Origin of the sequence: Metabacillus niabensis, assembly GCF_902829255.1 — a bacterium.
Classification (GTDB): domain Bacteria; phylum Bacillota; class Bacilli; order Bacillales; family Bacillaceae; genus Metabacillus; species Metabacillus niabensis.
Genome location: NZ_CADEPK010000247.1, coordinates 1 through 11,244, shown reverse-complemented (window position 1 = coordinate 11,244; position 11,244 = coordinate 1). Strand labels below are relative to the sequence as shown.

Genomic DNA, 11,244 nt, shown 5'->3' with positions numbered 1-11,244 from the left:
ATATTATACTATTTTTCATATACACGGACATAATTTTGTCAAATTTCGTCGAATTCTTTATCGAACCCAATTTTAGGAGGAAATAGTACATGAAAAACGGAAGGTTAAAGAATTTCATTTTTAGCGGTACAGTAACATCAGCACTTATTTTATCCTTATCAGTACCATCTGCATTTGCAACTGAAAATGTAACAGAACAAGAAGATTCGCAAGAAACAGCAACTGAAGCACCAGTAACTGAAAGTAATAATGAGAATGTTAGTACAGAAGGCACTGCTGTACTAAAAGAAGAGCCTACTACTAAAGATGACACAGTAGTTGGAACAGAAGAAAAGGTTCCTACAGAAGTAGCTGAAAACGAAAAGGCTACAGAGGAAGCTTTACCAGAAGACGATGCCGCAGAAGAAACTGATCAAGACGAAGAGCCATCCTTAGTACCTGGAGATTTCTTCTATTTTGTAAAAATCATGATGGAAAAGGTAAAACTTGCCGTGATATTTGAAGATTATGAGGAAGCACGTCTATTAGCAGATTTTGCAGCAGAACGTATAAAAGAAGCAAATGCATTATTTGCGGATGGAAAAACTGAAGAAGCAGAAGAATTACTTAAAGAAGCAATTGCAATTCAAGAAAAAGCAGCTGAAAATTTGGCTGATTCAGGAGAGATTGTGACTGAGGAAGCAGAGCTAACAGATGCAAAATCTGAAGAAATAGTTGCCGAAGAAGTTTCCACTAAGTTAACTGAAGAAAATGTTGTAGAAATTAAGCTTGCAAAAAACATTGACTCATTAGCTGCTGCATTATCTCATGTAAAAAACCCAACAGCTCAACAGGCACTAATGAAGAATATTCAAAAGTCCTTCGCTAAATTAGATAAAAGGCTTGCAAAACTTGAGCAAAAAGCTGCTAAATTTACAACTGAAGAACCAGTTGCTAAGCAAGAGGAAGAAACAAAACCAGCAGTTGATGATACAGTTGAAAAAGAAACAACAAATGATGCACAACCTGAAAAAGTAACTCCAGTTATTGAAAATCAACAAAAAGCTGAAACTAACAAACAGATAGCTCAAACAAAAAAGGTTGAAAATCAACAAAAAGCTGAAACTAACAAACAAGTAGCTCAAACAAATAAAGTTGAAAATCAGCAAAAAGCTGAAACTAACAAACAAGTAGCTCAAACAAATAAAGTTGAAAATCAGCAAAAAGCTGAAACTAACAAACAAGTAGCTCAAACAAAAAAGGTTGAAAATCAACAAAAAGCTGAGTCTAACAAACAAGTATCCCAAACAAAAAAGGTTGAAAATCAACAAAAAGCTGAAGCTAACAAACAAGTTACTCAAACAGCAAAAGCTGAAAATCAACCAAAGGCTAGTAACAACGGTAAAAAATAAATTACTTTATCTTACTATTAAGGATGAAACCAATATAGGTTCATCCTTTTTTTCTAGAGGGAATCGTTATTTTAGACTTACAATTGTCATATCAGCTTCAACACAATCATTTCGCCCCTGCTTTTAACAAAATGCGTTCAATTTCTTTAAAGCCTTTCTCTCGTGCATGCTGTAAAGGAGTCACCTTATCATTGTCGGGAATATTCACATCTGCCCCATGCTCGATTAACAATTGCACTGCTTCCTGCTGCCTTTTTCCTCCATCATTTAAAATAATCGCCTCTAATAAAGCTGTCCAACCTAGATTATTCACATGATTGACATCAATTTTTGTACGAGTAAGTAGCTCCTTGATGACGTCCACATATCCATGCTCAGATGCAGGGATTAAAGCTGTTCCTCCATACCGATTCGTTATTGTTGGGTCTGCCCCTGCTTCAATTGTAAGCTTTAAAATTTCTATATATCCTTCTGCTCCAGCATACAGGAAGGGATTGTTTTTCATATCATCCTGAATATTTACATCTGCTCCTGCGTCGATAAGAACCTTTGCCGTTTTCACATCATTGTTATAAGTCGCAATCATCATCGCTGTCCGTCCTTGTGAGTCCTGTGCATTAATATTTGCTCCTTTTTCAAGGAGTTTATGTATCGAATCTGCCTCTCCATCCTCTGCAGCTTGAAGCAGTTGGTTATTTAATTCCTCTCCCACGTTTTCCTCCCCCTTCTCTTGTTTTTTCGGTTCGCTGCTTGTGTTAGAAATACACCCTTGAAGCAAAAGCATAACAACAAATGCCAGCATCCACTTCCACATAAATGATTCGCCTCTATTCAAATAATCTCTGCCTTATTCATTTCCTTCCAAAGAGCAAAAGGATTCTTTTCTCCATCATTCTTATCTAGCCTTATTAACTTTATATCTCGTTGTTCCTTTGGAAGAGCAATTTGCTCATATACGTATTTCGTTCCTAAGCCAATTTCCTCTTCCTCTTGTGCAGTATAGGAATAATAAACACCTTTAAGGTTCGCCCAGTAAATCGCACTTAAGCACATCGGGCACGGCTCCCCGCTTGCGAATAGTTCACAGTCAGAGAGGTCAGATGTACCAAGAGAGAGACTAGCCTGACGAATTGCTAGAAGTTCAGCATGTGCAGTTGGGTCGTGTGTTTCAAGAACATTGTTTACTCCCTTTGCAACAATCTCTCCATCCTTCACAATCACTGCACCAAATGGTTTCCCTTTTTTATTTTTCGCATTGTCATAAGCTAATTCAATTGCGAGTTTCATAAATTGTTCGAGACTCATTACATAACACTCCTTAAAAAAGTAATGATGAATAATTCTTCCTAAAAAAGCATCACTATACTGCTTTGAAAAATTTCATTTCACCTAAGATCATGGTATCTTAGAATCGAGTATATGAAAAATATTAAAAAAATTAGTTTTACTTAAGTTTTTCATATAGGGAGGGTGATCTTTACTGATGGATATTAGACAACTGCGATATTTCATAGCAATTGTAGAAGAAAGAAAAATTTCTGCTGCCGCTGAAAGACTTCATCTTTCCCAGCCACCGTTAAGCCAGCAGCTAAAAGCAATGGAGGATGAGCTTGGTACAAAATTAGTAGAAAGAAATGGGAAGTTTTTAGGAGTGACAGAAGCAGGAAAAGCCTTATATAAGTATGCACTGCAAATGACTCAGTTAATGGAAGAAGCGAAAATCGAAGTTAAGGAGGTCGGTAGTGGGGAAAGCGGAAAACTGACGCTAGGAATCAATACGTTTTCGGTAGCTGGATTACCAGGATTACTGCAGCAATTCCACAACAAGCATCCTAATATTACTTATAAAATTCATCAAAATGAGTCATCCCAGCTTTGTCAATTAGTGAGAGACCGTATTGTTGAAATAGCAATTATCCGCTTACCACTCGAGTTAAATGATTTTTCCGTGATCCATCTTCAAACAGAACCTTTTTACTATATTACTGCACAAAAAAAACAACCTTATCATCAACAGATTACACTTGCTGGCATTGAAAACCACCCGTTGATATTACCAAGCACAGAAGGACTTGGCGTTCACTATATGATTTTAGAGGCATTTTCGAAAGCACAGCTAAAGCCAAACATTATTGCCGAATGCTCTGATATTTCCCTATTATTAGATTTAGTAGCAAGTAATTTAGGAGGCGCAATTGTTCCCGAAACTGTCATAAACCAATACAAATGCAACAATATTCACGCATCAAAAATTACAGAAACAGAGCTATCTGCATCAACGGCTTTAATATCGCTGAAGAATCATTATTTATCAAAGGCTGCAGTGAACTTTACTAGTTTATTAACGGAGTATTTTTGGAAATACGAAAAGTTGTAGGATAGGGATATTGTCAATTTTCCACACACACTCTCTGTGATAGATATATATGAATTATGTTTCGCAAGATCGAATATTAACTCATTTGGGATTTTTTGTATAATTCTTTCCTTATGCATCATTAAAGTGATATTTTGACTAAATAGATTGATAAATTAATATGTGTTGTATTTATAGCCTTTGACGAAATCAAAAAAGGAGTATAGCCAATACCTATACTCTCGGTAATAATAATTGTAAATTAACGTAAAAAATTTGTATGAATCATTCTATATCATTATGCATTCATTACAACTCCACCATCAACGTTAAATGTTTGACCTGTTAAATATTTCGATTCGGATGATGCTAAAAAGATAATAACTGGGGCAACATCCTTATAGACATCACCAAAATGTCCAACAGCTGTTTCTTTAAATCCAAGTAAACCCGGATCTCTTTGTTCTTCCGGTAATGTACTCATGTAATTTTTAATATTATCTGTAATAGCACCTGGATTTACAACATTAACGGTAATGCCATCCTTCCCCCATTCACGAGCGACAACACGGGATAAACCACGTATCCCTTCCTTAATCGCAGCATATGCAGCATAACCTTCTAATCCCAAGTAGCCAGCAGCAGAGCCAAAATTTACGATGTTTCCGTTTGTTTCTTTTAAATGTGGATAGCACAGCCGCATCATATGCCAAGTTGACACTAAACCTGTTCGATAAGATTTATCAAGAGTTGCTATTGTATGATCTAAAAAAGAATGGGGTGTATCAATAGCAATAGCCAAATTAATTAAAGCATCAATTTTATGGAACTTATCAACCACTTCATTAACAAATGCTTTATTTTCATCTTCGTTTTCTACAGCTACAACTTTTGTGAAAACCTGTGCTCCTTTGTTCTCACACAGTACCCTCACTTCCTTTAAGCTCGTTTCGTTAATGTCACATAAAGCTAATAAAGCCCCTTCTTCTGCTAATCGTATTGATAAATATTTTCCTATTCCACCCGCTGCACCTGTTATCATTACAACCTTGTCCTTCATTTTCATCACTGCGCCCCTTTCGATTTTTATAAATACAGAAAATCCACCTAAGTAAATCCTGATAGATTCCATTGTTTATTTCGTGTAAATCAACTAAAAAACGATTGGAATTTCCTTCACACCACGAATAATCATGCCATGACGCCACTCTAAAGTATCTTCATCACCCTTCAAACGAAGATTTGGCATTCTCCGTAACAACTCACTTATGGCAATTTCCCCCTCTAGCCTTGCAAGTGGTGCACCTAAGCAAAAATGAACACCTTTCCCAAAGGCAAGATGGTTGTTTACTTCTCTCGTAATATCAAACTTGTCGGGGTTAATAAACTCATTTGAATCTCTGTTTGCCGATGATAAGGCAATAAAAACCATCTCATCTTTTTTAATGATTTTCTCACCAATTGGCACATCTTCAATAGCCCATCTAACGTTGCTAACTTCCGCTGGTCCATTGTAACGGAGGATTTCTTCAATGGCAGAATGGATAAGCTCAGGGTGATTAATTAACTTTTCCATTTGTTCAGGAAACTCTAGTAAAGCAAGAACACCATTTCCGATTAAATTGACAGTTGTTTCATGACCCGCAATAATTAGGACAAATACTAGAGCATACAGCTCATGTTCGCTAAGGACATCCCCCTCCTCTTCCACTTTTATTAGGTCACTTATCAAATCTTCCTGTTGATGACTTCTTCTTTCTTCAATTAGCTTCTGGAGATAATCAACGAATGCAATTGTTGCTTCTTCGGCTTGTTGGGATAAAGTAGGATTATTCACACTTTCCATTAAGTGGTTTGACCATTCTTGGAATTTAAATTGGTCTTTGACAGGGACGCCTAACATTTCACATATCACTCTTATTGGCAAAGGGAAGGCAAAATCTTCAATGAGGTTCATTTCTCCTTTATGCTGCACCTTTTCTAGGAGCTCATCTGTTATCTCTTCAATTCTTCCTCTAAGACGTTCTATCATTCGGGGAGTAAACGCCTTTTGAACTAAGCGTCTAAGTCTTCGGTGATCAGATGGATTCACACTAAGCAAGTTGCGGGAAATGATCGCCCTATGTGGGGGAAGGTTTGAATCATCCACTTCATGTTGTACTGGATAGTTTGTTACAAATCTGGAGTCATTTAAAATTTTTGAAGCTTCTTTGAAACTAGTAATGATCCAAGCATATTGACCATTTGGCATAAGGAAACGAAAAACTGGATCGTACTCCCGGATGTTTTTGTAAATTGGAAAGGGGTTTCTAATAAATTCCTCATTTTGAAAATCAATTTTCAATGTGTTTGTTTGATTTTGATGATTAGCGGACATGAACATTCTCCTTTCAGGTTAGAAAATCTCGCAGAACGACAGACATTTTAAGTAACAGAAAAAATAAGAAAACCAAAGTTATCTTCAATGATTGTAAGCGTTACACACTTTATTTTATTAGCTTTATATAAGCTTAAAATCGTCCTTTTGGGCATGTGAAAAAATGTACGTTCGGGCAAGCAATTTTTCTATATTCTTCACAACATTCATCAAATCCTTAAAATACGAAACAGGAACATTATCCTGTTAATGCTCCTGCTTCCGTTCCCCTAAAAGGATGAAACGTTATATTATTTTATTTACTTAGACAGCTTCATCTTGTACATGACTGTCCTTTTTCTCAAGCTCTCTCATAATTGATTCCCCTTCGATATCTAAATCTGGAAGAATTTTATCAAGCCATTTCGGTAAATACCAAGCAGCTTTCCCCATTAATGTCATAACAGCTGGTACTATCGCCATTCTGACAATGAATGCATCAAAGAGTACGCCAAATGTTAGTGCTAACCCCATCTGTTTAATAATTGGATCTGGAGCCATCATAAATCCAGCAAAGACAGCCATCATAATTAATCCCGCCGCTGTTACGACACCACCACTATCTTTCATTCCTACTAAAATTGCTTTTCGTGGCTCTCCTGTATGTGTATATACTTCTCGCATTCTACTAACGAGGAATACTTCATAATCCATAGCTAAGCCAAATAAAATCCCAACTACAATTACTGGTAAAAAGCTTAAAACAGGGCTTGCTGTTGGTACACCGAAGACATTAAGTAAATTCCCATCTTGAATGACAAACACGATAAAGCCCAATGTTGCTCCTAAAGAAAGCAAGAAGCCTAAAACTGCTTTTAAAGGTACTAAAATCGATCGAAACACTAATACAAGAAGGATGAAAGCAAAACCAACAATTAACAGTGCAAATAATGGCAAAGCATCATTTAGTTTTTGTGAAATATCAATATTAACTGCTGTTGCCCCTGTTACCATTACTTCAATATTATCTTCTTTTGCTAATGTCTTTCCTTTGTCTCTTATCGAATGAACAAGATCGTTAGTTTCTGAATCATTTGGTCCAGTTTCAGGTGTTACATTCATGATATAGAAATCACCTGAGGCATTAGGGATAGGAGGTGTCACCCCTTTTACATTGGGTAAATCATTCAATTCCTTCACTACATTATTTAAAGTTTCCTGTGGATTTTTTGTATTCTTGTCTGTTTTAACGGCAACAACTAAATTTGCATGATAGCCGGGTCCATAGGCTTCTGACAATAAATCATATGCCCTTCTTTCTGTTGTTTCTTCCGATTTAGTCCCATTATCAGGAAGTCCTAATTCCATATGGAGGAAAGGTACTGATATCGTAATTAATAAACCGATTCCGAGAATTGTGACAAGTAACGGACGCTTTGTCACAAAGTTCCCCCATTTGCTAGAGTCAGTGTTTTTTGATGCTCCTTTTACCCTTTGAATAAGCGAATTCTTCCTTGCAGGTCCCATTTTATGTCCCATCGCTCCTAGAATAGCAGGTACGAGTAAAACAGCAATTAATATTGCGATAAGTACACAGACTGCTGCTGAAATTCCCATCGCTGTTAAAAATGGAATGTCTGCGACTCCAAGTCCTAGCAAGGCAACAATCACGGTAATCCCAGCAAATACAACTGCACTACCAGCAGTTCCATTAGCAATTGCTACCGATTCCTTTACTGAGTATCCTTGTGCAAGCTGTTGTCTGTACCTAGAAACAATGAAAAGTGCATAATCGATTCCTACAGCAAGCCCTAACATAGTTGCTAATGTTAGAGAAAAAGAGGTTATTTCAAAAAAGTTTGTTCCAATTAAAATGAGCATTAATCCTATTCCTAGACCAATTGCAGCCGTTATTATCGGCATACCTGCTACTAGGAAGGATGTAAACGTAACTGCTAAAATAACAAACGCAACAATTACCCCAATCACTTCTGTTATTCCGCCAATTTCCATTTCCGAAAAAGCTACAGATCCTGCTAACTCTGTCTGAATGCCAGCATCTCTCGTTGTTTCGATACTTTCTAAGACTATTTCCTTTGATTTATCTGACACCTCGTCTGCCGGGATATCATAAACAACTGATGCGTATCCAATCATTTTATTAGCACTTAAATTTCCTAATTCAAGTGGTGTAGTAGTAGAAACAACATGTTTATCTTCTTCCTTTATTTCATCAAGAACTTCTGCCATCTTGTTCAAGACACTCTCAGATTCAAGTGTTTCACCCTTAGGTGCTTTAAATATAATTTGAACCTCTCCACCTGCATCGTCCGGCTGTGGAAACTCCCTTTCAACCCCTTTAAGAGCTTTTTCAGATTCAGTTCCAGGGATGGACATGTTCTCTTCGAATGAAGGCCCCATTGCTAAAGCGGCAATAACCATTACTGCTAAAATCCCAATAGAAGCTCCTATTACTTTTTTATAATGATGAACTGCCCAATTTCCTATTCTGTATAGTAATTTAGCCAAAATAAATCTCCTTCCTTTTCTTACGCTAATCGAAAATAAGCTTTAATACCTCCTCATTTTATGATAGAAAACCATATAAAAAATCGTACATAGGGGCAAATGCCAAAATGTACGATCGGGCAATAAATAATCCATAATAGAAGCTACTCCTTTAGCTTTCGTTTATACAATGAGTGATTTTTATATTTAGAAATTTTAAAAAACGAATAACCAATTAAAACTGATTCGGTTTTATAAAAACATGTTTTCAATTACTTCATTGAGCACCTATCAATACAGGAGCCTTCGGAAAAGGTGGATTTAAAACCAATCTATCTGTCTCAACTTTAAAAAAGGAAACAGGCTACTCCTTTGGAAATATATACAATACGAAAAACTAAAGCAATCACAAAAATTACTTACTCAAATTATTTTGTCTGTTTGCTGATATTTGCATAGTGATTTCCTTCAATGTTCAAAGCTACTTTACTAATAGATTAAAAAATACATAGGACAATCACCAAGTCTGAATAGAAAGAAACCAATATAAAAAAGCCACTTAAACCGTTAAGTGACTTTTTTAAACATTTGTAACTATAAATGAATCATACCTCTTTCCATCGCAATCGCAACTGCTTCTGCTCGAGTATTCACCCCAAGTTTATTATAAATGTTTGTAAGATGCGCCTTTACTGTTCTTTCAGCAATCCCCATGTCGAAAGCTATTTCTTTACTACGAAAGCCTTTTGCTACTGCATGCAGAATAAATAGCTCTTTTTCAGTTAATGTAAATCTGTCGAAACTTGGAACCACATTTTGTTTCTTTTCCTTTTTATTTAGTAGCTTCTGCATCACATCTGGTTGTAGTAGAGTTTCACCTCTAATTGCCGACTCAAGCGTTCGGAATAAATGCTCCCGACTAGTATCCTTTAATAAATATCCTTTTGCCCCTAATTCAATCCCTTTAACCATTAATTCATCTTCATTATATGTTGTTAAGATTATAATAGGGATATCAACTTGTTGTTCATTCAGTGATTTAATCGTCTCTAATCCACTCTTTACTGGCATATTCAAGTCCATTAAAATCACATCTGGTTTGGAATGTTCAATTATTCGCAGTGCTATTTCTCCATTTTCAGCCTCTCCAATTACCTGAAAATCATCATTTGTTTCTAAAATCATTTTTAGTCCTTCCCGAACTACCATATGATCATCTACAATCAAAACTTTATATTTCACTATTTTTCTCCTTTCTTCTACAAAGGAAATCTAACAGATATCATTGTACCAGCATTTGAACTGCTCGTAATATCAATCTCCCCATCAATAATTCGAACGCGTTCTTTTAAACCAAGCAAACCATATTTTCCAATTGATTTTCCTATTTGATTTGTAGAAAACCCGACTCCATTATCTTCTACTTTCATCAATAATAAGTCTCTTTCCTTTTTAATTATCACTTTTACCTTTTTAGCTTGTGAATGCTTCAAGATATTTGTTAAGCATTCACTAAGGATATAAAGACTATGCTCCTTTTTTATCCCTGAGAGGTTGTGAACAGGTTCAATCTCATCTTCCACTGCTATTGGGTTAGCCTCAGAAAACTTTTTAACCATATCAATACAAGCTTGATAGAAATCAATCTCATCAATTCCTTTTGCCCGTAAATCATCTATAGCTTTTCTTGCATCACTTAATGTATCTCTTGCTTGTTGCATAGATATTTTTAATATTTCTTCCGTTCTTGCAGTATTCCCCTTTTTTATATGGGCTTCAATTGCCTCTAACTGCATAATTAGGCCCGCTACACCTTGGGCTAATGTATCATGTAAATCCCGAGCCAAACGTTGTCTTTCATTTGCAAGAGTCAATTCTTCCACCTTACGATGCGCCTGTTCTAAATCTTTTAAATAATACTCCATTCTCACCCTAGCATTTACCTGTCGGTTATAAGTAACCGAATAAAAAATGACAATCGTTAAGATAACAAATAAAATCGGGATAAAAATCGGTAGTTCCTCAACACCATAAATGAATCCGATCGATAGACAATATAATGCATAAAGAATAATAAAAACGATAAATACCTTTATATTATTTTGAAAGATCGTGATACTTTGAGCGATTAATATCGGTAATAACCCGATAAGGATAACTGGGGAACCACTTGGGACTAGAAAAGCTGAGCTTATGATTAAGGTACCTTGAACTAAGAAATATAACCATCGATAATTGCCGATAAGCAAATTACATATCCAATATAAGAAAATATGGAGTGCAGTGATGAATGTAAAGGCAATGCTCTGGATAATAATCGGTTCACTAATAAATTGTAGGATTAATGCTGCAATATAAACTAAGATAATCCATAATAAAATAGGCACTCTTGTGACTTCAAGCAGCTCTGAAATCTTATAAATTGAATTACGGTATTTATTCATTTTCAACATATTTATCACCTAGGTTAATTATAATAGAAAAGCTTATAAAACTCTTGCCCTCTAGTTCATGCCCTTTCGTACAAATAATTATCACCTTTTTTCTATTTCTTATTAATATTTAAACTAGAATGCATAAGTTTCGGGCATAAAAAAGTACTCATATGCGAATTGTGCAATGAGTACTTAAAG

Annotated in this window: 9 protein-coding genes; 2 read left to right on the top strand and 7 right to left on the bottom strand. The window is 35.8% G+C overall.

Features of this window, described 5'->3' with window-relative positions; genetic code table 11:
* Positions 1-89: 89 nt before the first annotated feature.
* Positions 90-1,391, top strand: a complete 1,302-nt coding sequence (locus HU235_RS15470; protein ID WP_174880777.1) for a DUF5667 domain-containing protein — start codon at positions 90-92, stop codon at positions 1,389-1,391.
* Between the two features lie 106 nt (positions 1,392-1,497).
* On the opposite strand, the gene HU235_RS15465 is transcribed toward HU235_RS15470, so the two are convergent.
* Together HU235_RS15465 and HU235_RS15460 are read right to left on the bottom strand one after the other, a co-directional pair.
* Complete coding sequence (locus HU235_RS15465) at positions 1,498-2,205, bottom strand: ankyrin repeat domain-containing protein (protein WP_174880778.1); 708 nt, start codon at positions 2,203-2,205, stop codon at positions 1,498-1,500.
* Between the two features lie 17 nt (positions 2,206-2,222).
* A complete protein-coding gene (locus HU235_RS15460; protein WP_145580565.1) occupies positions 2,223-2,696 on the bottom strand; it encodes a nucleoside deaminase in 474 nt (157 codons plus the stop codon).
* A 178-nt stretch (positions 2,697-2,874) separates the two neighbouring features.
* Here HU235_RS15460 and HU235_RS15455 point away from each other — a divergent pair, with 178 nt between their 5' ends.
* Positions 2,875-3,768, top strand: a complete 894-nt coding sequence (locus HU235_RS15455; RefSeq protein WP_174880776.1) for a LysR family transcriptional regulator — start codon at positions 2,875-2,877, stop codon at positions 3,766-3,768.
* Positions 3,769-4,045: 277 nt separating this feature from the next.
* Here the strand turns inward: HU235_RS15455 and HU235_RS15450 are convergent, their stop codons facing one another.
* The 5 genes from HU235_RS15450 to HU235_RS15430 form a co-directional block, all read right to left on the bottom strand.
* Positions 4,046-4,813 (bottom strand): SDR family NAD(P)-dependent oxidoreductase, encoded by a 768-nt coding sequence (locus HU235_RS15450; RefSeq protein WP_233452239.1) that lies wholly within the window; start codon positions 4,811-4,813, stop codon positions 4,046-4,048.
* An 87-nt stretch (positions 4,814-4,900) separates the two neighbouring features.
* Positions 4,901-6,124, bottom strand: coding sequence for a cytochrome P450 family protein (locus HU235_RS15445; protein WP_174880774.1), 1,224 nt, complete (start codon positions 6,122-6,124; stop codon positions 4,901-4,903).
* A 303-nt stretch (positions 6,125-6,427) separates the two neighbouring features.
* A complete protein-coding gene (locus tag HU235_RS15440) occupies positions 6,428-8,632 on the bottom strand; it encodes an MMPL family transporter (RefSeq protein ID WP_174880773.1) in 2,205 nt (734 codons plus the stop codon).
* A 573-nt stretch (positions 8,633-9,205) separates the two neighbouring features.
* Positions 9,206-9,853, bottom strand: a complete 648-nt coding sequence (locus HU235_RS15435) for a response regulator (RefSeq protein WP_174880772.1) — start codon at positions 9,851-9,853, stop codon at positions 9,206-9,208.
* A gap of 17 nt (positions 9,854-9,870) precedes the next feature.
* Positions 9,871-11,064, bottom strand: a complete 1,194-nt coding sequence (locus HU235_RS15430; protein WP_174880771.1) for a sensor histidine kinase — start codon at positions 11,062-11,064, stop codon at positions 9,871-9,873.
* Positions 11,065-11,244 lie beyond the last annotated feature (180 nt).

Excerpts from the sequence above, each read along its gene's own strand:
- HU235_RS15470 (WP_174880777.1), top strand. The coding sequence starts at position 90 with ATGAAAAACGGAAGGTTAAAGAATTTCATTTTTAGCGGTACAGTAACA.
- HU235_RS15465 (WP_174880778.1), bottom strand. The coding sequence starts at position 2,205 with ATGTGGAAGTGGATGCTGGCATTTGTTGTTATGCTTTTGCTTCAAGGG.
- HU235_RS15460 (WP_145580565.1), bottom strand. The coding sequence starts at position 2,696 with ATGAGTCTCGAACAATTTATGAAACTCGCAATTGAATTAGCTTATGAC.
- HU235_RS15455 (WP_174880776.1), top strand. The coding sequence starts at position 2,875 with ATGGATATTAGACAACTGCGATATTTCATAGCAATTGTAGAAGAAAGA.
- HU235_RS15450 (WP_233452239.1), bottom strand. The coding sequence starts at position 4,813 with ATGAAAATGAAGGACAAGGTTGTAATGATAACAGGTGCAGCGGGTGGA.
- HU235_RS15445 (WP_174880774.1), bottom strand. The coding sequence starts at position 6,124 with ATGTCCGCTAATCATCAAAATCAAACAAACACATTGAAAATTGATTTT.
- HU235_RS15430 (WP_174880771.1), bottom strand. The coding sequence starts at position 11,064 with ATGTTGAAAATGAATAAATACCGTAATTCAATTTATAAGATTTCAGAG.